The 23986-nt window shown below is 43.8% G+C and carries 18 protein-coding genes and 3 pseudogenes; 13 read left to right on the forward strand and 8 right to left on the reverse strand.

The features are described 5' to 3' along the window. Window positions 1–96: 96 nt before the first annotated feature. Together HMPREF9145_RS08570 and HMPREF9145_RS08575 are read left to right on the forward strand one after the other, a co-directional pair. Entirely contained in the window at window positions 97–3285 is a 3189-nt protein-coding gene (locus tag HMPREF9145_RS08570; protein ID WP_021825784.1) for an efflux RND transporter permease subunit, read from the forward strand. Further along, window positions 3269–4693 (forward strand): TolC family protein, encoded by a 1425-nt coding sequence (locus HMPREF9145_RS08575; RefSeq protein WP_036907130.1) that lies wholly within the window; start codon window positions 3269–3271, stop codon window positions 4691–4693. The genes HMPREF9145_RS08570 and HMPREF9145_RS08575 overlap by 17 nt, the downstream gene beginning before the upstream one ends. A 414-nt stretch (window positions 4694–5107) precedes the next feature. On the opposite strand, the gene HMPREF9145_RS08580 is transcribed toward HMPREF9145_RS08575, so the two are convergent. The 5 genes from HMPREF9145_RS08580 to HMPREF9145_RS12495 form a co-directional block, all read right to left on the reverse strand. Beyond that, window positions 5108–5362 (reverse strand): DUF5053 domain-containing protein, encoded by a 255-nt coding sequence (locus HMPREF9145_RS08580; RefSeq protein WP_004373772.1) that lies wholly within the window; start codon window positions 5360–5362, stop codon window positions 5108–5110. A 61-nt stretch (window positions 5363–5423) separates the two neighbouring features. After that, window positions 5424–5579 carry a hypothetical protein gene (locus HMPREF9145_RS13505; protein WP_021825858.1) on the reverse strand — a complete coding sequence of 52 codons (156 nt, stop codon included), beginning with the start codon at window positions 5577–5579 and terminating at the stop codon, window positions 5424–5426. A gap of 343 nt (window positions 5580–5922) precedes the next feature. Further along, window positions 5923–6657, reverse strand: coding sequence for an IS21-like element helper ATPase IstB (gene istB, locus HMPREF9145_RS08590; protein ID WP_021825918.1), 735 nt, complete (start codon window positions 6655–6657; stop codon window positions 5923–5925). A gap of 42 nt (window positions 6658–6699) precedes the next feature. Beyond that, entirely contained in the window at window positions 6700–6969 is a 270-nt protein-coding gene (locus tag HMPREF9145_RS13510; RefSeq protein ID WP_155945297.1) for a Mu transposase domain-containing protein, read from the reverse strand. Next, complete coding sequence (locus HMPREF9145_RS12495; protein WP_021825977.1) at window positions 6852–7457, reverse strand: hypothetical protein; 606 nt, start codon at window positions 7455–7457, stop codon at window positions 6852–6854. Before HMPREF9145_RS12495 ends, HMPREF9145_RS13510 begins: the two co-directional genes overlap by 118 nt. Window positions 7458–8241: 784 nt before the next feature. On the opposite strand from HMPREF9145_RS12495, the gene HMPREF9145_RS08600 reads away from it, so the two are divergent. Then, window positions 8242–8643 carry a hypothetical protein gene (locus HMPREF9145_RS08600; protein WP_021825862.1) on the forward strand — a complete coding sequence of 134 codons (402 nt, stop codon included), beginning with the start codon at window positions 8242–8244 and terminating at the stop codon, window positions 8641–8643. An 84-nt stretch (window positions 8644–8727) separates the two neighbouring features. Beyond that, window positions 8728–9570 (forward strand): annotated as a pseudogene (locus HMPREF9145_RS08605) (Fic family protein). Window positions 9571–9645: 75 nt separating this feature from the next. Here HMPREF9145_RS08605 and HMPREF9145_RS08610 read toward each other — a convergent pair. Beyond that, window positions 9646–11347 (reverse strand): annotated as a pseudogene (locus HMPREF9145_RS08610) (type IV secretory system conjugative DNA transfer family protein); the annotation flags it as partial. Window positions 11348–11880: 533 nt separating this feature from the next. Here HMPREF9145_RS08610 and leuS point away from each other — a divergent pair. The 6 genes from leuS (at window position 11881) to HMPREF9145_RS12985 (ending at window position 21146) form a co-directional block, all read left to right on the forward strand. Continuing rightward, the gene (gene leuS, locus HMPREF9145_RS08615) at window positions 11881–14787 is read left to right on the forward strand and encodes a leucine--tRNA ligase (protein WP_021825799.1); all 2907 of its coding nucleotides are present in this window, start codon (window positions 11881–11883) and stop codon (window positions 14785–14787) included. Next, window positions 14788–15744: a YitT family protein gene (locus tag HMPREF9145_RS08620; RefSeq protein ID WP_021825894.1), complete on the forward strand. Its 957-nt coding sequence runs from the start codon at window positions 14788–14790 to the stop codon at window positions 15742–15744. Beyond that, window positions 15741–16361 carry a non-canonical purine NTP diphosphatase gene (locus HMPREF9145_RS08625; RefSeq protein WP_021825958.1) on the forward strand — a complete coding sequence of 207 codons (621 nt, stop codon included), beginning with the start codon at window positions 15741–15743 and terminating at the stop codon, window positions 16359–16361. The genes HMPREF9145_RS08620 and HMPREF9145_RS08625 overlap by 4 nt, the downstream gene beginning before the upstream one ends. A gap of 1 nt (window position 16362) precedes the next feature. Then, on the forward strand, window positions 16363–18474 hold the full coding sequence (porZ, locus tag HMPREF9145_RS08630; RefSeq protein ID WP_021825811.1) for a type IX secretion system anionic LPS delivery protein PorZ: 2112 nt from the start codon (window positions 16363–16365) through the stop codon (window positions 18472–18474). Between the two features lie 4 nt (window positions 18475–18478). Then, entirely contained in the window at window positions 18479–19936 is a 1458-nt protein-coding gene (locus HMPREF9145_RS08635) for an oligosaccharide flippase family protein (protein WP_021825826.1), read from the forward strand. A 1024-nt stretch (window positions 19937–20960) separates the two neighbouring features. Next, window positions 20961–21146 (forward strand): hypothetical protein, encoded by a 186-nt coding sequence (locus HMPREF9145_RS12985; protein ID WP_021825968.1) that lies wholly within the window; start codon window positions 20961–20963, stop codon window positions 21144–21146. A gap of 218 nt (window positions 21147–21364) precedes the next feature. On the opposite strand, the gene HMPREF9145_RS08640 is transcribed toward HMPREF9145_RS12985, so the two are convergent. Continuing rightward, the gene (locus tag HMPREF9145_RS08640) at window positions 21365–21625 is read right to left on the reverse strand and encodes a tetrahydrofolate synthase (protein ID WP_081697733.1); all 261 of its coding nucleotides are present in this window, start codon (window positions 21623–21625) and stop codon (window positions 21365–21367) included. A gap of 245 nt (window positions 21626–21870) precedes the next feature. Continuing rightward, window positions 21871–21978 (reverse strand): annotated as a pseudogene (locus HMPREF9145_RS12990) (tetrahydrofolate synthase); the annotation flags it as partial. 119 nt (window positions 21979–22097) lie between these two features. Here HMPREF9145_RS12990 and HMPREF9145_RS12995 point away from each other — a divergent pair. The 3 genes from HMPREF9145_RS12995 to HMPREF9145_RS13970 all read left to right on the forward strand — a co-directional run bounded on the left by HMPREF9145_RS12995 (window position 22098) and on the right by HMPREF9145_RS13970 (window position 23892). Beyond that, complete coding sequence (locus HMPREF9145_RS12995) at window positions 22098–22235, forward strand: hypothetical protein (protein ID WP_021825845.1); 138 nt, start codon at window positions 22098–22100, stop codon at window positions 22233–22235. 424 nt (window positions 22236–22659) lie between these two features. Then, window positions 22660–23001 (forward strand): hypothetical protein, encoded by a 342-nt coding sequence (locus HMPREF9145_RS13965; protein ID WP_231369781.1) that lies wholly within the window; start codon window positions 22660–22662, stop codon window positions 22999–23001. A 195-nt stretch (window positions 23002–23196) separates the two neighbouring features. Further along, entirely contained in the window at window positions 23197–23892 is a 696-nt protein-coding gene (locus HMPREF9145_RS13970) for an XAC2610-related protein (protein ID WP_021825863.1), read from the forward strand. Window positions 23893–23986 lie beyond the last annotated feature (94 nt).

The following is a 23986-nucleotide window of genomic DNA, read 5'->3' on the forward strand; positions in this document are numbered from 1 at the left end:
CACGCTTTACAACCGAGAAAAGTTCTCACACCATATTATTTCATGATGAGAACAACCATTTATAAGAAGAAAAAAAGACGCTAATAAACAGTCAATATGTTTCAAAAGTTTATTCGAAGACCAGTACTTGCCATCGTTGTTTCATTGGTAATCGTCTTCATTGGCATTCTTTCGCTGTTCAATTTACCCATTACTCAGTTCCCATCTATATCCCCTCCAAAGGTTAATGTGGTAGCCGATTATCCGGGAGCCAACAATGAACTGATGATTAAGTCAGTGCTTATACCTCTTGAACAGGCACTGAATGGTGTGCCGGGAATGAAGTATATCGAGTCGGATGCCGGCAATGACGGCGAAGGAGAGATAAACATTGTCTTCAAACTTGGTACAGATCCAAACGTCGATGCTATCAATGTGCAAAACCGAGTGTCGGCAGCGACTAACAAACTACCGCCAGCTGTTGTGCGCGAAGGAGTGAAAATATCTCGTGAGGAGCCTAATATCCTCATGTATATCAACCTATATAGCGATGATCCTAAAGTCGATCAGAACTTCCTTTTCAATTATGCGGACATCAATATCTCCCCAGAACTCGCCCGCGTTGATGGCGTTGGAGATCTTGATATCCTTGGAACGAGGAGCTTTGCCATGCGTGTTTGGCTCAAGCCTGATAAGCTTACGGCCTATGGTTTGTCTGCAAGCGACATCACAGATGCCTTACAACAGCAGAGCATTGAAGCCTCTCCAGGCAAGCTTGGGGAAAGTTCGGGCAAGCATGCACAAAGCTTTGAGTATGTGTTGAAGTATCCAGGACGTTATACAACGCCTGAAGAGTATAGCAATATTGTCGTGAAATCAACTCCTGATGGGCAATTTATTAGACTCAAAGATGTAGCAGATGTGAGCCTCGGGAGTGAGGTTTATGACATATATTCTACGTTGAATGGTCACCCGTCTGCAGCCATAACACTGAAACAAGCCTATGGATCGAACGCGCGACAAGTTATTCAGAACGTCAAGAAAACTATGGCTCACCTTCAAAAAGACATGCCAAAGGGCATGCATTATGAGTTGAGTTACGACATCAGCAGATTCCTTGATGCCTCTATAGAAAAGGTAATTCACACGCTGTTTGAAGCCTTTATACTCGTTGGTTTCGTTGTATTCTTGTTCCTTGGAGACTGGCGTTCTGCCCTCATTCCATGCCTTGCAGTCCCTGTTTCGTTAATAGGTAGCTTCGCAGTCATGAATGCTTTCGGCATAACGCTTAACATGATATCGCTCTTTGCCTTAGTAATGGCGATTGGAATCGTGGTCGATGATGCCATCGTGGTAATCGAAGCGGTCAATGTGAAGATAGCCCAAGAAGGCTTAGAACCTTTGGAAGCCACGCAAAAGGCAATGAAAGAAATCAGTGGAGCCATAGTAGCCGTGACGTTAGTTATGGCATCTGTGTTCATTCCTGTAGCCTTTATGGGTGGCCCAGAAGGCATGTTTTATCGGCAGTTTTCAATCACAATAGCTTCTGGAATCGTGCTTTCGGGCTTCACAGCCCTAACACTTACGCCCTCGCTTTGTGCGCTAATATTGACTCGGGAGCGTGATAACCACATCAAAAAGACGTGGCTTAATCGTGTACTTGATAAGTTTAATGCGGGCTTTGACAAAGGAATCGGCGGCTATCGCAACGTGCTTCAACGCACTGTTTCGAGGAAGATTATCACGCTTCCACTGTTACTTTTGTTCTGCATTGGAGCCTTCTTTATCAACAATTCGTTACCATCGGGCTTTATTCCTCAAGAAGATCAGGGCATGATTTATGCTGTAATTGAGACACCACCTGGTGCTACTATTGAGCGAACGAATAAGGTTGCACATCAACTTGCGAGTATAATTGCAAAGGAAGATGGCGTAGAAAGTGTGTCTTCTTTGGCTGGATATGAGATCCTTTCTGAAGGAACCAGTGCCAACTCTGGTTCGTGTTTGATTAATCTTAAGCCTTGGAAGGAACGTAGTCGGACGGCAAAAGAGATTATCAATGACCTTGAAAGTAAGTGCCAACAGATAACAGATGCCAACATAGAATTCTTCGAACCACCTTCTATTCCAGGCTATGGTGCGGCGTCAGGTTTCGAGCTTCGACTCCTCGATAAGACTGGAAGTAACGACTATCATGCTATGGAAAAGGTCAGCAAGAGCTTCGTTTCAGTTCTTAATAAGCGTCCAGAAATAGGCTCAGCCTTTACCTTTTACTCGGCCAGTTTCCCTCAATACATGCTTCGAGTAGATAATAATATCGCCGCACAAAAAGGCATTACACTTGGTACAGCCATGGATAATCTCTCCACATTGATTGGTTCTGACTATGAGACGGGCTTTGTTCGATTTGGTAAGCCCTATAAGGTCATCGTGCAAGCCGACCCAAAATATCGTGCTTTTCCACAAGACTTGATGCAGTTAAATGTTAAGAACAACCAAGGTGAAATGGTGCCTTATGCCGACTTTTTACACATGGAAAAGGTATATGGAATGAGTGAGATGACGCGGCATAATCTATATAATTCTGCCGAAGTTACAGGCTCAGCAGCAGCTGGATACAGTAGTGGTCAGGCCATCAAAGCAATCGAAGAGGTGGCTGCTTCGACGCTACCTCACGGCTATGATTACGACTTTGCCGGCATCACTAAAGACGAAGTAGACCAAGGAAACCAAGCGTTGATTATCTTTATTGTATGTTTAACGTTCGTCTATCTCATCCTTTCAGCACAATATGAGAACTTCCTTTTGCCGCTTCCAATCATTACTTGTCTACCTGCGGGCATCTGTGGAACGTTCATTTTCCTAAAACTCACGGGATTGGAAAACAACATCTACGCCCAAGTTGCTATGGTCATGCTGATTGGTTTGCTTGGAAAGAATGCAGTGTTAATGGTAGAATATGCCGTGCAACGCCACAACTTAGGCAAGAGTATACGTGCAGCGGCCATCGAAGGTGCGGCAGCTCGCTTCCGTCCTATACTCATGACATCGTTCGCTTTCATAGCCGGCTTGCTGCCATTAGTATTTGCTCATGGTGCAGGGGCTATTGGAAACCGAACCATTGGCACGGCAGCTGCAGGTGGAATGCTATTCGGAACATGTTTCGGACTCATTCTCGTTCCGGGATTGTATTATATCTTTGGGCGCATGGCCGACCATGTAAAGATGGTTCGTTACCAACGAAACAAGCCATTGACAGAGGAGAAAGACAAACAATATAAACTTGAAAATGATGAAAAGAAATAATATTTTCCTTCTTATGCTGCTTGCCATCGGAGTGTCATCTTGCAAGACTCCCCAAGCGACGCAAGTCAATAGCCGCACGCGTTTGCAGCTACCCACACAATATAATGGTGATACGCTGACGGCGAAGACTACGCCTACGTCATGGAAAATGTTTTTCACCGACCCACAACTCAAGGCACTTATCGACTCCGCTTTAGTCAATAATCAAGACTTAAAGATAACATTGCAGCAGATAGCTGTGGCAAAAAGCGGAATGATTGCAGCCAAAGGAGCCATGCTTCCATCGCTTTCCGTGGGAGCAGAAGTAGGAGTTAGCAAGGCCGGACGATACACAAGTGAGGGTGCCGGCAATGCTTCTACCGAGATGACTCCTGGAAAACTCATCCCCGATCCACTCATGAACTATCACCCGGGCTTTGCCTTTGACTGGGAACTCGACCTCTTTGGCAAGTTGAAGTCAAGCAAGAAAGCGGCTGTCGAACGTTATTTGGCAACCTTAGAAGGCCAGAATGCTGTGCGCGCTTCATTGATTTCACAGGTCGCAAGCAATTATTATACCTTGTTGGCCTTAGATAACAAGCTCGCACTTATACGCAAATACATCGATCTTCAGCGTCAGGCGGAGAAGATAGCAGAGATACAAAAGGAGGCCGATAGCGACACTGAACTGGCTGTTGAGAAGTTCAAAGCAGAGCTTGCAAAGGCGCGTTCGCAGGAGTTTGCATTGAAACAAGAGATTACCGAATGTGAAAATGCACTCAACTTACTGCTCGGTCGTTACCCAACGCCTATTCAACGAGATGCCAAACAGTTGTTGAATGAAGACGTGAAAACAATCGTTACAGGACTTCCTTCCAATCTCCTGAGCCACCGACCCGATATCCGTCAGGCTGAACATGAACTCGCTGCAGCGCATTGGGACGTGGAGACGGCGCGCAAAGCCTTCTTGCCTTCGGTAAACATTAGTGCCACTTTAGGACTTGAAGCCTTTAATCCTACCTACCTAACGCGTATGCCTAAGTCGCTCGCTTACAGTGTTGTGGGAGGACTAACTGCACCACTTATCAACCGAAAAGCTATCGAAGCGAACTTCCAACAGGCTGACGCCGCACAGCTACAAGCCTTATATGAATATGACAAAACACTGCTCACAGCCTATTCAGAGGTATGTACGCTGCTGTCAAAGAACAAGAATCTCGCCGCCTATTATGCGTTAAAAGAGGAAGAAGTGAAGACTTTGGAACACTCGGTTGAGGTATCTCGTCAACTTTATATGAACGGACGAGCTACTTATCTCGATGTACTTGAGGCCGAACGCGACGCACTTGATGCCCAAATGGAACTGCTTGAAACTCGCCAACAGCAGCTTTCCTGTGTCGTATACCTATATAGAAGTCTTGGAGAATAAGGCTCATCAAACTCAAAAGCAAATGATTTTTTGAAATAATTTATTCGTAATCACGAAATTTTTCAGCGGCAAACATATTGTGATTTTGATTTAGGTATGCTTATAAACAAGAACCGTCACATTATGTTTCTATATAAAACGCATTGAGAAATACACATTTCAACGCCGTAGGTGTTACGTTTTTTCTGCGTAATCCGCCATGAATCCCCTCGTTATAGGCGTAATAGACATTTCGAACAAATTTTCATTTAGGATAATAATAACTACTTATCTTAAATGAGGAGTTGTTTAAGATTGGATAAAAGTGAGGAGGTGGGATTGGATAAAGGGAAAGCCCCTCGCAATGCGAGAGGCTGATGTGCGCCCGTAGGCGACGGGCGGCTTTTGCCTTGAATGGTCAACAGATAACCACGCCTAAATTCTTTCTGCAGCTCGGCGGATGCGGTCACTCAGATCGAAAAGTGAGCCACGGAGATGCTCTATCTCTTCCTCATTGAAACCGCCTGTGCCACCATTGCCGTCGATACCGTTTAATTTGTGGTAGAACCACGATGATGACTTGTGGAAGTATCTATTGGCAAAGTCCATCCACGACACGGACAGGTTGATGTCTGCCAAACGCTGCTTCATATCGCTGACTACTACCGGCTTTCTAATAACTGTTTCCATTGTTGTATTCCTTTCTTTTATTGAAGCCCCTCCCCATTTAGGGAGAGGCGGTATTTTGTTGTTAATAGGGTTGGCGAAGCATTGAGTAGAACTTCTCGATGATGATTTTCAGTAATCTGGGATAACCGTTGGGATAGGAACGGTTGTCGTTTCTCATCTGCTCAATCAGGTCTCTTTCCTCGGGTGTAACCTTCATTGTTTCTGTTTCTTGTTTCATATTCTGTTGTTTTATTAAGACAAGACAAAGATACTATAAAAAATCGTATTATCCAAACGGTTACTATAAAAAATTGTAGTAAGGTCTATTTTTTAACAATATTTTATTCGTACTGCTCGCTTTTTGTGCCTTTATTGGAAAAAATCATTGAAACTGTCCCCATATAATCTTCGAAACTGACCCTATGTAGTTATTTTATAACTTTTGTTGTTAGCGTTCATCTTTTCTGGCTTCTCAATCGTATCTTCTTTTGCCAGTTATTACTATTATTTATTTTGCAAAAATAGATATAATATCTTTACATTGTAAGTGATTTCTCACTTTCTTTTGTTTTTCTTTTCTTTCATATATTTTTTCTTTTCCTCATAGATTCTCCTTTCAATTGAATTTTAATTGCCCCATGTATGATTCTGTCCATGATGGCATCAGCTACGGTTTGGTCTGCTATGGCTTCGTACCATGCTCCTATGGGTATTTGTGATGCGATGATGGTTGATTTCTTCCCATGTCTGTCTTCTATAATATCCATGAGCAGATTTCTTGCCGTAGTATCTAAAGGTTGTAGTCCGAAATCATCGAGAATGAGCAGTTCTGTACGTTCTATTTTCTTGAGTTCCTGCAGGATGCTCCCCTTGGCTTTTGCTACTTTTAATTGTGCCATTAGCCTTGCTGTATTTGTATACAGCACCCTGTACCCTTTTTGGCATGCCCTATATCCAAGTGCTGTAGCAATGTAGCTTTTCCCTGTTCCTGTACTGCCCACTATGAAAAGATTTCTACCTTCGCTCATAAAACCAAGGTCAGCCAGTCGTTGTATCAAGTTGCGATCCAACTCTCTGTCTACATCGTAATCTATATGCTCCAAGGAAGCTTCATATCTAAAGCCTGCAGCCTTGACAAGTCTTTCGATAGTTCGGTTGCATCTATCATCCCACTCATTGGTAATAAGCCATGAGATAAACTCATCGTTGGTCATTTTATCAAGTGTAAAATTCTCTTGTGAAGCCTTGAAGGCCGCATGCATTCCCAGCAGGCGCATATGCTGCATCCGACTGAGTGTTTCTTCATTCATTGACATTATCTTATCTGTTTAATTCTTGTTCGTAATACTCTTTCCCTCTTATGTATAGTATTGGCATATCTCAACATGCTGGGAGGTGTAAAACACGGTTACTTTCTTTCCCACATAAGTGTGGGGTACACTATAATAATGTCCCAGCAGACGTACATGCCCATTACGCTGAACCGTTAATTTCCATATCTTTGCAACAACTAATTCCAAACTATTCGGGAAACGACTTTCGCCATGCGCGGAAACTCCAAACCATTCGGGAAACGACTTTCGCCATGCGCGGAAACTCCAAACCATTCGGGAAATGACTTTCGCCATGTGCGGAAACTCCAAACCTTTTGGGAAACGACTTTCGCCATGCGCGGAAGCTCCAAACCTTTTGCGGAATGATTTGCGGGAAGCCCGCAAGCACTAAATCCTTTAAAAAGTGATTTGCGGGAGGCCATATAGGCGCTCAAGAAACGATTGAAACTGCAATAGGAATACCCTTGTGGATAACATTTAATATACTCCGAGTAGAGTGTTTTTCTTGTTACACCACGCTTTCGGAGACGTTTGGCATAGTCGGGAAGTAGAGCCGAAAGCGCATCTAATCGGGGACTATGATAAGTTGCTGGAGCAAGTCCAAAGAAATCAAAAAGCGTGGCATCATCCTTACAAAGAAGTTCTTTTAAGGACAAACTACTTTCATTAAAAATACGAAGATACTTCCTGATGGTTGTACGGGAAATACCAAGTGTGGTAGATATGGAACGTGAGCCATATCCTGAGCCGTAAAGGCCAAATGCTTGACGAAGTTTAATCATCTTAATGGAATGGTTAGGCATAGTTATCTGCGAGTTATTTAGTTAAAAACAATTTACAGATAAAGATACTACTTTTACACCAAAAAGATAAACTACAAAAAAAATAAAACAGGGCCAGCTTAAATGAGCCAAGAGGGACCACTTTAGGTGAGTATTTCCACCTGGTTGCTACAGCTCTTTTTCTTAGTTATCTTGACAAGGCAACAGAGATTTCGCAGAGTGCCAGCGGCGGTTCCACCCCTAAGGGAGGCTGGGGTAAGAAGCCTGACGAGGACGATATGGCATTCCGACAACGTTGTTCCCTAATGGGTATGCACATGCTGAAATCGGGTAAGAAAAGGAATGTCAAGCGGTAACGATATGTCAATATTTTTGCGTGGATAATTCCGCAAACATAGATGGGAACGTTTAATGCTTTGAATACTATATACACCAATACCTCAACACCTCAACACATCTGTTGGTCAACACATACATCTGCTATACGTATATACGCACATACGGCTATACATATATACAGCTATGCTCTTTACTATATTTTGCTTCTATCTATCTTTCCATTTCCGCTTCTGATTTTGACCTCACTTTTCATCCGCTTGTAGTCTTTTTTGACTTTTATTCTGCAAAGGTATCGCAGACAGGGAACACGGCAAACAACGGAATGATAAAAAGTTCGGGTCGAAGAAACTGAAAAACCTAAAAAGGTTGAGAATCGGGATGCCCAGAATAAAATATTAAATCATAAACAATTAAAGCTGACCTACCGGCATGACGGGGAAAGAAGATGAAAAGATACAAGTTCGTTATTAAATTGTCAGACGGGAATGAAATTCAGGCTGCATCTGTCGGCAATAGCCGTGATGAAGCCGTAGAGCGTCTGTTAGCCTTGCCACAGACAACGGAGTTTATCGGTTCAGCGCAAGTCATTGATGCCGTTCTTGTTGGTGAGGAAGCAGTACGACCTGTCCCGGCTGACCGTTTCGTATTACAGAGAGTAACTAATCCCGGTTGGTGGGTAGTCGGAGATCCGGAGGGTATGTTTGTCATAAAGTTTAAAGAACATGACTTCAATGGTACACGGAAAATCACCTATCTCAAAGATACGTCTTCCGCCGCGTCGGCTGAAGCCCGTGTCCTTCGGGAGATACCAGAGTGGTTGCAGCTATATCATTCCGAAGTGCTTTAAATGGGTGTACAGGCTTTTTCTCCTAAAAAAAATTGTTTAATCAACCGTAAATTAGTATATTTGCTGTCTAAAGATAAGGCAATTATGAACAAACAAGAATTTTTAGATATATTGGAAGAGCACAAGGAATTGTGCTTCCAAGAACAGATAGACTATGAAAAATTCTATCTCTACTCAATCGTGACCCATTCAACGGCTATCGAAGGCTCGACGATGACCGAGGTAGAGAACCAGCTGCTCTTTGACGAGGGTCTTTCTGCCAAGGGTAAAAGCATCATTGAGCAGAACATGAACCTCGACCTGAAAGCTGCCTACGAAAGAAGCATGGAAATGGCAAGAGAACACACACCTTTCTCCATCGATATGCTGAAGGAACTGTCTTCAATCGTAATGAGAAGAACCGGGGAGGATATTCAATGCACCTGGCGGTGTATTTGACTCGTCAAAGGGAGATTTACGTCGGGTAAACGTTACGGCAGGAACTATGGGAAAGTCTTATATGAGTTACCTGAAAGTCCCACAGAAGTTAGAAGATTTCTGCAAGGAAATGAACGAAAGACGGGAACAACTATTAAAGACCCCCGATGTATATGAGCAATACCGTTTGAGCTTTGACGCACATCTGAAACTCGTCACGATCCATCCATGGGTAGACGGCAACGGCAGGATGTCAAGGTTGATCATGAATCATCTTCAGAATGAGTTTGGCCTGGTACCCAATAAGGTATTGAAGAAGGACAAGGCCGAATATATCAACGCCTTGGTGAAGTTAAGAAAGGAAGAAAATCAAATACCCCGTTCCAAAACTTCATGTTCCGGGAACACGCCAACAACCTCCAACAGGAAATCGAGAACTATAAGTTATCCATGGAAGATGAAGAAGAGGAGGAAGAAGAACAGAAACCTCGCCGACATTTCCGGAGATAAGAAATTAAATAAAGGGTCATCTGAACTTTACGGTTCAAGTGACCCTTTCTTATGCAATAAAAACGAAGGAAAAAATTATTTGGAAGACTTCCTGTCACTCTTCCTATGGGCTGTTTGGGTGCCTTCTTCCTTTTTGAACTCTGTCTGGACAATCTTTATCATATTCTTTACCTCTTGGTCTATCCGCTCAAAGTTGGCATACAGAATACGCTCCTTGGAGTCTTCAGAATCGAAGTGGTAGAATTTCGGGATAGGATAATTGCTGTAGTCTGTCTCCTCTGCCTTGATCTGTTCCATGTCAAAAGAGGTCTTGCAAAAGAACTTGGTGGTTCTGAACTCTTCTGCGGTTTGAATATCCATCGAGTCCCGTCTGCCTGTCTTCGTAACCACGAAATCCCGGGCAGTCTGGCCACACAGCCATCCGGAAGCCATATCACTGATTTTGGAAGCAGGAACAAGGCTATCCATATTCTCATTGAGATTGATGGATGTTCTGTCCCTGTCAATGGTAATGCCTTTTTTGAGTTGCACGACTTTTCCGAAGATGTCGCCCGACAGCCAATCAAGCGTTTCTTTTGAACGGGCAGAGCCGGAAACGATATTACCTACGGTGGTAATGATCTTATCTTTTCCCACCTTTCCATAGTCTGCTTCCAACTGCGGCAGTTCCTGAAAGCCTAATGTCACAGCAACCTTGTTGCTTCGTGCTGTACCTATCAAACGGTCTATCTTATGAAAGTAGAGTGTCGGCAGCTCATCGACAATGATGCTTACTGGGATATTCTTTCCCATACCGCTGTTAACACGGGTGACAAGACGATTCAGAATCAGGGCGTTCAACGCTCCGATGATGCTTTCCATCTCCGGGTCATTGGCAATAAGCAGATAGCTTGGATGTCGGGGATCCGACACCTTCAGGTCGAAATCGTCCCCACTGAACACCCAATATGACTCCTTGGTGGCCAGACGTGAAGTCTGCACACGCAACGTGCCTATCATACCTTCCAACTGCTCCATGGCTCCATTGTCAAAAGCAGTCATGAAAGGCCCCAAAAGCGGGTAGACTTCCGGATCGGTCTTCAAAACTTCAAAGATCTCATCATAGGAATGATTCAGGAACGAGAGGCATGTCCGAATACTGACCTTTCCAGTAGGCCGGTTGTACCTGGTATTTCTTGTTACCGACCTGTTGCGGATCCTTAAATACGCTCCCGGTCAGCCGTTTGTGATGGGTTCCCTTATCCTCGCCGTATTCGGGGAAGAGTTCATTGCCGTTCTCGTCAAAAGGCTTCTTGTTGTAGTTTACGAAAAAGAAGATACAGGCTGCAAGAAAGTTGGTTGCGGATATCTGGAAGAACTGGTCGGAACCGCCACCGGAACTCTTCTGTCCCTTTTGAAGGGACTCAATAAGTGTCTCCGCTGTTTCCTGTGCTGCAGCCAAATTAGCAATGTACTTCTGCTGGATAGGATTGACGCGTGCGCTGTACTCAATATTGACAAAGTTAATGATATTGAAGTTACAGTCTTTTGGCAGGTTACCTTGCACCTGATTTTTCCTATAATGATAATACAGCTTGGTTGCAAGCGTCGGGAACTTGTAGTCATAGACAACCATTGCAAAACCCTTGGCCGAATGCTGACGGATATAAGGCTCTATGACAGAGAATGTCTTTCCGGAACCGGACGTGCCCACAACCCATGTGCCTCGGAAGGGATTGACAATATTGATCCAACCCCTCCTGAACTTGCCCTTATAGTAGTAACGCATAGGGATATTGGAAATACTTACCTAAAGTGGTCCCTCTTGGCTCATTTAAGCAGGCCCTGTTGTAATCGTGCAAAGTGGCCCTATAGAATCATTTAAAGTGGTCCTGTTTTGTTTTGTTTTTGAGTTTATCTTTTTGGTGTAAAAGTAGTATCTTTATCTGTAAATTGTTTTAACTAAATAACGTGAATTCGTCGAACTCACGTTATGTTAATGTATTGTTAAACATCAAATAAAATGAGTGCAAAAAATGCAAAACGAAATGTTAAATTTGCACGTTTCGTTTTGCAAAAGTGTTACATTTCGTTTTGTCGGATTTAAAAGCGGGAGATCACGTAGCTATCCCCAATAAAAAATCTTCTGTTTCGCTTTCGTTCTCACTACCATGTCACTGATTTTTGGAAAAAACACGCAAGCAATCATCGAATTATGCAAGGAGAATGAATGAATTATAAATTAAAAACCTTACCTTTGTACACGTGAAAATATGTCTGAATGAAGACGAAAATACGCGACAAAAAGAATATAAATAAAACAAGGTAGCAATGGAATATAATTTCAGTGAAATTGAGAAAAGATGGCAAAAGGCCTGGGCAGAGAACAAGACCTATAAGGTTACGGAGGACAAGTCGAAACAAAAGTTCTATGTACTCAACATGTTTCCCTATCCTTCTGGGGCTGGATTGCACGTTGGTCACCCTTTAGGCTACATCGCAAGTGACATCTATGCGCGTTTCAAACGCCTGCAAGGATTCAATGTTCTCAATCCAATGGGCTATGATGCCTATGGACTTCCCGCTGAACAATATGCCATTCAGACTGGTCAACACCCAGCAATCACGACCGAAACCAATATCGATCACTACCGCGAACAACTGGATAAGATTGGTTTTTCGTTTGATTGGGATCGCGAAGTACGCACTTGTGACCCGAAATACTACCATTGGACACAATGGGCTTTCATAAAGATGTTTAATAGTTTCTTTTGCAACGACACGCAGAAGGCCTATCCAATCGCTGACCTTATCAAGCATTTTGAGACCGAAGGAACGGAGAATCTCAACGTTGCTCAAAGCGAATCGCTTCATTTCTCGGCTGAAACGTGGAAGTCGATGAGTGAGGTTGAGCAGCAGAAAACACTGATGAACTATCGCATTGCCTATCTGGGTGAGACGGTAGTAAACTGGTGTCCCGGCTTAGGTACAGTGCTTGCAAACGATGAAGTGGTTAATGGTGTGAGCGAACGCGGTGGATATCCTGTTGTACAAAAGAAGATGCAACAGTGGTGTTTGCGTACTTCGGCGTATGCACAACGGCTACTTGACGGCTTAGAACATATCAATTGGACCGATTCTATCAAAGAAACTCAGCGCAATTGGATAGGTCGTTCGGAAGGAACGGAAATGGAATTTAAGTATTGTCTCGGCTCGGAGGCGTCTTCAAATAACGCAGAAGGTTCCAAGGAAACAGCCGAAGAGGGTAGCTTTACGATATTCACGACACGCGCAGATACTATCTTTGGCGTTACGTTTATGGTCTTGGCACCTGAAAGTGAGTTAGTAGATAAGCTGACAACCAACGCACAACGTGCCGCCGTTGATGACTATTTGTCTTACGTGAAGAAGCGAACCGAACTCGAACGCATGAGTGATCGCAAGGTGACGGGCGTCTTTAGTGGAAGTTATGCCATTAATCCTTTCACGGGAGATAAGATACCTGTGTGGATATCTGAATACGTTTTGTCTGGTTATGGCACTGGAGCAATCATGGCAGTACCGGCACATGACAGCCGAGACTATGCCTTTGCAAAGCATTTTAACTTACCCATTATCCCACTGATTGAGGGAGCTGACGTCACAGAAGAAAGCTTTGATGCCAAAGAAGGCATTGTAATGAACTCGCCACGTGAGGGAGTTCAGACCCTCGATGGCTTCAATCTCAATGGTAAAACCGTTAAAGAGGCCATCGCTGCAACTAAGGATTTCGTGACGAAACACCAGCTTGGACGCGTTAAAGTGAATTATCGTTTGCGCGATGCCATATTCTCTCGTCAGCGCTATTGGGGCGAACCATTCCCTGTTTACTATAAAAACGGAATGCCTTATATGCTGCCTGAGGAGTGCTTACCACTCGAATTGCCCGATATCGACCAATATAAGCCGACGGAAAATGGCGAACCTCCTTTGGGAAGAGCAAAGAAATGGGCTTGGGATGAGCGTCAGAAGCAAGTCGTAGATAAGTCACTTGTTGACGACAAATCAGTCTTTCCACTCGAACTTAACACTATGCCTGGCTTCGCAGGAAGCTCTGCTTACTACCTACGTTATATGGATCCACACAACGATCACGCTCTTGTGGGCAAGGAAGCTGACGAATATTGGCAGAGTGTTGACCTTTATGTAGGGGGTACTGAGCATGCAACGGGTCACTTAATCTATAGCCGTTTCTGGAACAAGTTCCTCTATGATTGCGGTGTTAGCTGTCAAGAGGAGCCGTATAAGAAGTTGATTAACCAAGGAATGATACAGGGACGGTCTAACTTTGTCTATCGAGTTGTCAGCGAAGACCATTCAAAGGCGCCGTTATTTGTATCAAAAGGGCTTAAAGATCAATACAAAACAACTCCTATTCACGTATGGGTGAACCTCGTAAAGAATGATATTCTTGACGTTGAAGCATTCAAACAATGGCGTCCTGAATATAATAATGCTGAGTTCATCCTTGAAGATGACAAGTATATTTGTGGCTGGGCAGTAGAGAAAATGTCTAAAAGCATGTACAATGTTGTTAATCCTGACGACATCATTAAAGACTATGGAGCCGACACTTTGCGTCTATATGAGATGTTCTTAGGTCCGGTTGAGGCCAGCAAACCATGGGATACGAATGGTATTGACGGCTGTCATAGGTTCTTAAAGAAGTTCTGGAGTCTCTTCTGGGGACGCACAACAGAAGATAAACTCGTTGTAGATGATGCGCAACCCACAAAGGAAAGTCTCAAGACTGTACACAAACTCATCAAGAAAGTGACTGAAGACATTGAGAAATTCAGCTATAACACTGCCGTATCGGCATTCATGATAGCCGTCAATGAGATGGGACAACAGCAGTGCCATAACGTTGAATTACTTCAGAAAATGATTGTAGTGTTGGCACCGTTTGCTCCTCATGTTGCCGAAGAACTATGGCATGTATTAGGTAATGAGGGCTCAGTTTGCGACGCATCTTGGCCTAACTACGACGAGAAATACCTCGTAGAGAGCGAGATTCAGCTTACAATCAGCTTCAATGGAAAGGCTCGTTATCAAAAGACTTTTGCCGCAGATGCCGACAACGCCACAATAGAGAGTGAGGTAAGAGCCGATGAACGCAGCCTGAAATACATTGATGGGAAACAGATTGTGAAAGTAATTATCGTGCCAAAGAAAATCGTTAATATCGTCATTAAATAAATGTTAGAGAATATAAAGGTATGGGATGAGGTGAAAGATTACCTTTTCATCACCCTCGGTATTATGCTTTACACGGTGTCTTTCACTGTGTTCCTGATGCCTTATCAGATAGTTGCTGGCGGAGTTACAGGTCTTGCAGCCATCATCTACTATGCAACGGGCTTCCATGTGCAAAACACTTACATCATCGTTAACCTTGCCTTGCTCGTCGTTGCCTTGAAGATCTTGGGGTTTAAGTTCTTGTTTAAGACCATCTATGCTATCTTCTTACTCTACTTTATGTTGATTTTGGCGCAGGATATCATACCAAAACAGCCCAATGGTCTACCCATAAAGCTCCTTGGAGAGGGGCAAGACTTCATGTCAATGATTATTGGTTGCGTCATCACGGGTGTGGCTTTATCAACCGTCTTCCTGCACAATGGCTCAACGGGAGGTACAGATATCATCGCAGCCTCTATCAATAAGTATCACAATGTGTCGCTCGGCACGGTGTTAATTGCCGTAGATTTCTGCATCATTGGTAGCTGTATGTTCTTCCCTCAATTCGGTTCATACTTCGAAAGAGCCCATAAGGTGATGTTTGGATTATGTGTTATGACGCTCGAAAACTTCTCTTTAGATTATATTATGAATGCACGCAGGGAGAGTGCACAGTTTATGATCTTCTCAAAGAAATACCAAGAGATTGCCAACGCCATAGGAATGGAGACAGGACATGGCGTGACTATCCTCGACGGTCATGGCTGGTATACGGGTAAAGAGATTAAAGTGCTCTGTATACTCGCCAAGAAACGCGAGAGCACGGACATCTTCCGACTCATCAAACTCATTGACCCCAACGCCTTTGTAAGCCAGAGTAGTGTCGTAGGTGTATACGGAGAAGGCTTTGATGAGATGAAAGTTAGCATCAAAAAGAAGTTAGAAGCCAACAAGAAAAAGCAGTTAAAAGGATGAAAATTGTATTTGCAACCAACAACAAACATAAGCTTTCAGAGGTTAAAGAGATTCTTGGCAGCGCCTATGATGTTGTTTCTTTGGCCGAGATAGGATGCCATGTAGACATCCCCGAGACTGGAAACACACTCGAAGAGAATGCACATTTGAAGGCGAAATACGTCTTTGAACATTACGGACTCGATTGCTTTGCCGACGATACCGGCTTAGAAGTTGAGGCCTTGCATGGCGAGCCAGGCGTATATAGCGCGCGATATGCCGAAGGAACTGACCATAACAGCGAAGCAAACACAGCCAAATTACTGCGTAAAATGACTGGAATTACCGACCGAAATGCCTGCTTTCGCACGGTAATCTCACTCATTCGGCGAGACGACTCCAACCCCAATGGCTACAACGAGACTTTCTTTGAAGGCAAAGTCAATGGGAAAATCGCCACCGAACGAAGCGGTTCGGCTGGTTTTGGCTATGATCCTGTCTTCATTCCCGAGGGCTATGACGAGAGCTTTGCAGTGCTTGGAGAAGACATTAAGAATGGCATCAGTCACCGCGCAAGGGCTGTTGAGGCTTTGAAGAAAGGGCTCTCTGCCGACACTTCCTCTAAAACAGGGGAGTGATATGCCACAAACGTATGGCTACTTAATGATGATCATGATGATAAAAACTATCAGATACTACGCTAATAAAGTATTCCTCAAGCTTCAAACCTATGCTTTTCTCCCCCTGCTTTGGCGAGGAACAAGGAGCGGAATCATAGGCTTGTGCTGCTTTTTCCTTCTTTCTTCTTTCACATGGCGCACCTATTTATCTTATGATTCGCCACAAGAGATAGTGCAAGCCAATGCCACTTTGTTCTATGTTCGTGCCAGTAACTGCCTTTATTCCTATGACACGAAAGACCAAAGTGTGCGCACCTTTGATAAGGTTAATGGCCTTAGCGACTGCAATATCACACACATTGCCTACAACAAGGCGGCACATCGCTTGGTGGTGGCCTATGAAAATCAAAACATCGACTTGGTAAATGACGCCGGACAAGTGACAAATGTCAGCGCCTACTATAACACTTCGACGACTGACAACAAGACTATTAACAGTCTTTATGCCTACAACCGCTATGTGTTTATGGCCACAGCGTTTGGTATTGTGAAACTAAATGCAGCTGAAGCTGAGGTCAGTGACACCTATAAATTGGGCTTTTCGGTCGATTATTGCTATGTGCGTGACAGCCAAATCTATGCAGCAAGTAAGGCAGCGGGCATCTATTCGGCGCCACTAACGGCCAATATTGCCGACCGAAACCAATGGCATCGCGTGGGAAACTATGTGGAAAAGTCTCCCGAAGACACTTCCGCTTTGTGGGCAAAAGTGGCAGATGCTCATCCCGGCGGACCGAAATCGAATCACTTTGGCTATCTAACCTTCTATAAAAATAAGCTCTATTCGTGCACAGGGGGATACAATGTGACGACCGATCTTGAGCGACCGGCCGGCATCCAAGTGTGGGATGGCACAGCGTGGAGCATCTATGCGTCTGACGGAATCGCTGCAAAGACAGGCGTAGCATACGTAGATCTTAGCGTACTTGCAGTTGATCCGAAAGATGAAACCCATCTTTTTGCAGGCGGAAGAACAGGACTTTATGAGTATAAAGACCAGCATTTCATTAAACATTATAGCCCAAACAACAGCATACTTGAATCGGCTTTGGCTGATGGAAACCCTAACTATGTGCTCATACAAGGCTTGGGTTATGACACCGAATCACGTTTGTGGATCTTGAATAGTCAGGCATCTTCCCAGTCAATTATAGCCTATCAAGACCATGAATTCAAGGCTTTCAAACAGCCACAACTCATGAAACTCAACACAAGAAGCTTGGGAAACATGCGCAATTTGTTCTTTGATAGCCGCAAAACAATGTGGTTTGTCAATGACAACTGGCAGCAACCATCGCTCATTCAATATCAAACGGCCAACAACCAGCTTAAAACCATCACGTCGTTTGTAAATGAAGACGGCGAAACGATTAAGGATTTATGGAATGTTCGGTGTGCTGTTGAGGACAAAGAAGGCAATATTTGGATTGGAACAAACGTCGGTCCGTTGATGCTTCAGCCTGCAAAGATGAACCAAGAAAGCCCAGCTTTCCAGCAAATTAAAGTGCCACGTGACGACGGAAGCGGTTATGCTGACTACTTGTTGAATGGAGTTGACATCACGGGTATCGTCATTGATGGGGCTAATCGCAAATGGTTTGCAACGAATGATAATGGAGTTTATCTTGTCAGTAGCAACAACATTGAAGAACTTCAGCACTTCACGGCAGAGAATAGTCCGCTACTTTCCAACACCATTGAAAGCATTGCAATCAACGAAACCACTGGAGAGGTGTTCTTTGGAACGGCAAATGGGCTTTGTTCTTATAAGAGTAATGCGACCAAACCCCAAGAGGAGATGACGCAAAACGAGGTTTATGCTTATCCCAACCCTGTTAAACCAGATTACAACGGACCTATAAACATCACGGGACTTGCCTTTAATGCCGATGTAAAGATAACGACTTCAAACGGAACTCTCGTGCAAGAAGGACGCAGCAACGGTGGACTTTTCACCTGGGATGGCTGTGATCGTCACGGCAAACGTGTGGCTTCAGGAGTTTATATGATTGAAGTGGCGACCCAAGATGGGCGAAAAGGGGTTGTTTGTAAAGTGGCTATTGTAAGATAAATACATGCCAAGAGCCAGTAACAACAGCTATATTCACATCCTAAAAGCCATGGGTCTCTTTGGCAGTGTACAGGGATTGAACATCTTAATGAGTCTTGTTCGTAACAAGATTGTGGCAGTTTTGCTCGGCACTACAGGCATGGGACTCATCACACTCTATAATTCTACGGTCAAGTTGTTGTCAGATGCCACCTCAATGGGACTTCCAATGAGTGCTGTTCGCGAGCTTTCGGCGGCCTATGAACAGGGAGATCATAAGCTGTTATGCCACAAAATACGCATCATTCGCATGTGGACTTTGCTCACAGCGCTTGTCGGAATGTTGCTTTGTATGGTGCTAAGTCCATTGCTTAATCGGTTTACTTTCGCCGTGGGTAACCACACTTTGCAGTTCGTTTTCCTTGCACCCACCATTGCTTTTATAGCACTTGCGGCTGGCGAATCAGCCATTTTGAAAGCCACTCGCCAACTGCGCGCCTTGGCTTTACAATCTGTTTATGGTGTGTTGGGCGCTTTGTTGACGTCTGTTCCGATGTTCTATGTGTGGCGAGATGCCGCGATTGTGCCTGCCATTGTTGTGGCGGCACTCCTCCAATGGACTATCCTCATGATGTTTTCTCTGCGCCGTTATCCCATCAACCTACGACTTTCATGGCATGAAATGCAAGAAGGCACGGGCATGATACGCTTAGGTTTGGCCTTCGTTGCATCGGGAATATTGGCCAGTGCGGCCGACTTCATCGTCAGAAGTTACCTTTCTCATGCCGGAAATCTACACATTGTAGGCCTTTATAACGCTGGATTCATGGTTACAATGACCTATGGTGGCATGGTGTTTCATGCCATGGAAACCGACTATTTTCCACGTCTTTCGGGCTTAATAGATTCAAAAAGCACGCTCAATTGTGTCGTAAACCGACAAATAGAGATGTGTTTGATGGCAATATCTCCGTTGCTTATCGCCATGACCACCTTGTTGCCATGGCTGCTTCCCTTGCTTTTCAGCGACGAATTTCTGCCTGTTGTCAACATGATGCGAGGCAGTATACTTGCCATGTACATGCGAGCCATGACGCTTCCTCTTGAATATATCGCCCTCGCTCGTGGCAATTCACGCTATTATTTGATTCAAGAGGCAGTCGCCGCCTTGCTGTTTGTCGTGTCGGTCATTGTGGGTTATTGGCTCGGCGGACTCACTGCAACGGGTTATGCGCTTGCCGTTGCCTCGCTGTTGGAATTGATTTTCGTCACCATCTTCACCTATTTTATTTATGATTACCGCCCATCTCGTCGCGTGATTCATGGATTTGGCTTTCATTTCGGCCTCGCTTTATTGACTCTTACGGCTGTTCTCACGGTCGAAGGTTGGGTCTATTGGACCGCAACACTGCTGTTGTTATGTCTCAGTTTGCCCCGAACTTTTATCCTTCGGCTAATGAAACATCGAAAGAAACGGCTGTAATTATTTTGTTTTATCAGCCAAATAAACGACGATAATTGATGATATTGTATAGATTATCGTATGATAAAGTGAAACGATTGTTAATTAACTTTTAATTCGGTAGTGCGAAAGTGTAACCTCATTTGTTATTCTATACCTTTGCAATAAAGGCATCATAGCACGCGTGTGCAAGCATGTCTTCGTGACATTGCAATCTCGATGATTGCAAACTAAGGCACATGTGCAATGCCCTTCAACTTTTAAGACAACTCAACAAGGCTGAAACCTCCGTGGAAGGAGGTGTGTTTGAAACGATAAAATGTAACCTCTCAACTTACAACCACCTCAAAATAAGGCGGCAAAGTGCCTGTAAAAAGAGGAGGCTATCATAGAGAGTGCAATACAAAACGACAGACAAAGCAACAATAAATAAATTTACTCAACATGAAAAGTTATTCAAAACCATTCACAAAAACACTTCAGTTATAATTTGATTCCATGCTATTAGCAGGGAGTGGAGGCTCTGGTAGCGCAGGATAATTTACCCCGGGAGGCAGTTCTTCGGGTTCAGGTAGAGTCACATCACAACCAGCTAAGTTCAATCCTTTTATGGAAGAAGACAATGATTCGGATGGACTTTAACCCTCGTTTCCCTCTTCTCACGCCCCGTCTTCTTCGTCATTAGCTCGCAAATGAACTCGCTTCTCAGTGCGAAATACGTTATCTTATGGCTCAAAACAAGTGGCTGTGAGTCCGCTTCTCTGTGGGGTTAGTGGATGAGGGGAGGGAGATAAAGCTGAGACTCCAACGATTTGCAGCCTCACCCCCAGCCCCTTTGTGGAATAGAGAAAGGGAAACAAAGCCTCACCCCCAGCCCCTCTCCGAAGAGAGAGGGGAGTAATTAGTTTTGCAAATGGAGGGAGTAGTTTGAGGAGTAATTAGGAATGTTGGCGTTGTTGATAATTAAAGGTAAAATGATTTGATACAAATCATCGCATAATATGCCGCGTTTTACACGATGAAATGACGCAGATTATCGCATGAAATGACGCTGTTTATAATACCATTTAAGTTCAACGCTGAAGGCGTTGTACCTTTGATAGCCCAGGGTTGGCGTCAGCCTACCCTGGGTTATGCGTGTAGTGTGGAGGTCAACGCCGTAGGTGTTGTACTTTTTCTGCGTGGAACAACGCCATCGGTGTTGCGCTTTTTCGGATTAAATTGCCATTAATTCAGGTGTATATTGCCATTAATCATGTTATAAAATAAATGTTTCAACGCCGTAGGTGTTGCGCTTTTGATAGCCCAGGGTTGCCAAACGATAGTGCAGGCTACCCTGGGTTAATGTATGGTTTGCGTGGAACAACGCCATCGGTGTTGTGCTTTTTTTGATTAATCCGCCATAAAAGGGTTCATTATAAGCGTGTCTTCTTGGAAAAAGCTCAACACCTATGGCGTTGAATCTCTTTGCGAACGTTTACCCGGGGTAGGCTCGTTCCTCGCCAACCCCGGGCTATCAAAAGAACAACTCGTACCGAGTTGCCCCATGAGGACAGTCACAATGTTAAACACATTCATTGAGTAATCATCATAATACATACGATGTTGCGTGTTGAAAACATTCATAATGACAAATACGCTCATTAGAAGATTGGCATAACATCCATGGCGTTGCATGGTGAGCGCATTCATTATGGAGGATATATCCATTGAAATATTGGCATATTTTGCCATTTATCTATTCACATGTTGGCGTCAATTGTATTACGGATTGAACGTACCAACGCCGTAGGTGTTGCGCTTTTGATAGCCCAGGGTTGCCAAACGACAGTGCAGGCTACCCTGGGTTGAGGTATGGTGTGCGTGGAACAACGCCATCGGTGTTGCGCTTTTTTTGATTAATCCGCCATGAAACGTTTTATTGTAAGCGTGCCTTCACAGAAAAAGCTCAACACCTATGGCGTTGAATCTCCTTGCGAACGTTTACCCGGGGTAGGCTCGTTCCTCGCCAACCCCGGGCTATCAAAGGAACAACTCGTACCGAGTTGCGAGATGAAACAATTGTAGTGACGATAATGTTGATAATAAAACGTCAAATGATTTGGGGCATTTCATCGTGTAAAATACGGCAAAACACAGGGGCATTTGACGCAAATTAGTGCGTAACATGGCGCAGATTAGAATGCCACTTCAGTTCAACGCTGAAGGCGTTGTACGTCTTATAGCCCAGGGTTGGCGTCAGCCTACCCTGGGTTATGCATGTAGTGAGGAGGTCAACGCCGTGGGTGATGTACGTTTTCTGCGTGGAATGCTGCGATAAAAAGCTAATATATAAAAGGTACAACGCCTACAGCGTTGTTACCACTCACGGCAAACGACCCAGGGTAGACTTCGCTTTCGTTCGCCAACCCTGGGCTATCAAAGGTACAACGCTTACAGCGTTGCCATCTCGATAAATACAGGGTGTGTATCTATTGCATGAGGATGGTGATTTGATTTGACTTTAGCTGCAACGTAAGAGGTTAATAGGAGGTGGAAAAAGTGACTGGAAGTATAGTTGGTTTTGATTTTATCTTTGAAATCTCTGTTTGCATATTAAAGAATGAGTCAATTAAAATCATGGCCTATTTTGATTTTAGAAGTATATTTTTTGCTAAGCTCTTGCTTTTCAATATAAATTATATAAATTTGCAATGTTAGTGTTTTCTTTTGATGTTCAACCTTATAAAACAAGCGTGATGGTAATGAAAAAACTGATGATAGCAATGCTCTTGCTGGTTTGTTCTGTCTATTTGGGCTTTGCTAAAGTGCCAAACAATAAGTTAAACGAGCAACTTTTGCGATATGACTATAGTCAGGTGCTGATGCGAAATGACCTTTTGGGGTATATCGGTAATGGGCAACGGCTCTATATGCACTTTGATACAATCTATAAAGATAAGGTCAATCCGCATTGGTATCATGTGGAAGGGAAAAGTAAGGTGAAGCAAAACCTATGTAGTTTTACAGGGAGAATAGACCTTCATTCGTTTGCTCCGAATGAACAATTAGACCCTAATGTCAAGCGATATAAACTGAAAGCGTAATATCGTTTTAATGAAGATAAGACACAAAATGGTTCGGGATTCTTCGCCGGTAGTTTTTCTTCATATTTTATTATCTATCAAGATACGGCCTATTTTGATAGTACAGAAGATGGTGCAGACGGCTATAATAACAACCAATTTGAGGGACATTGGACCTCTTATCGCACGAAAGTATCGAAGAAAGCGAATTTCGGCGTGGGACGAATCCCTGATTCTAACGACCTCGATGTAGGCACAGCAGAGTTTTATGTGATGCCAAACAAACAGCATCTTGGCTGGGAAAGCTATATGAAAGCCTTTGAAACGTTGACTCCCGAAGGGCAGAAAGCGCAGGTAGAAGAGGACCGTGAGTGGTGGAAAGGCGACAAAGAGATTTATATTTCGTGGCAATCGAAAACAGAACATGGGGCATTTAAGCTTGACATTTATAGCAATAAACATTATCTTCAGACGCTTGATTTGGGCAAGATTGGTTCGGAGTATTGGGTAGATCAACGTGATTATAACTTCGATGGGCATCGAGATTTCGCCGTTTGGCTTTACAATTTGACAAAAAGACAAGTCTTTTTATGGTCTGAAAAGCAAGGAAAATATGTGCATGAGCCTTTCTTTGACAAGTTAGAATCCCCCACTATCTTCGATGAAGCCCGTTGCATTGTCGATACACATGACGTTAGTAACGATGTTGTTGAAGAGCGAATGTATCGTTGTTCGACGCGAGGTTATCGGCTCATTTCAACCCTATTGCGACATCCTTCAAATTCAAAGATACTGCAAATGAAGGTATATGACGATGCGGGGAGATGTGTGCGTGAGGTGCAAACTCCTACATATAAGCAGCTCACTCCCCTTTGGCAGAAATATGTTATCCTGTATTTCCTCGGATATTAAGATAGATTTCAGAGCTGCTTCTCATACATTATATGTTATGGCACCGATGAAATTATCATCGATGTAGTAATTAATTTCAGTATAAAGGCGTTGT

It is taken from the genome of Segatella salivae F0493 (genome assembly GCF_000477535.1).
GTDB lineage: Bacteria > Bacteroidota > Bacteroidia > Bacteroidales > Bacteroidaceae > Prevotella > Prevotella salivae.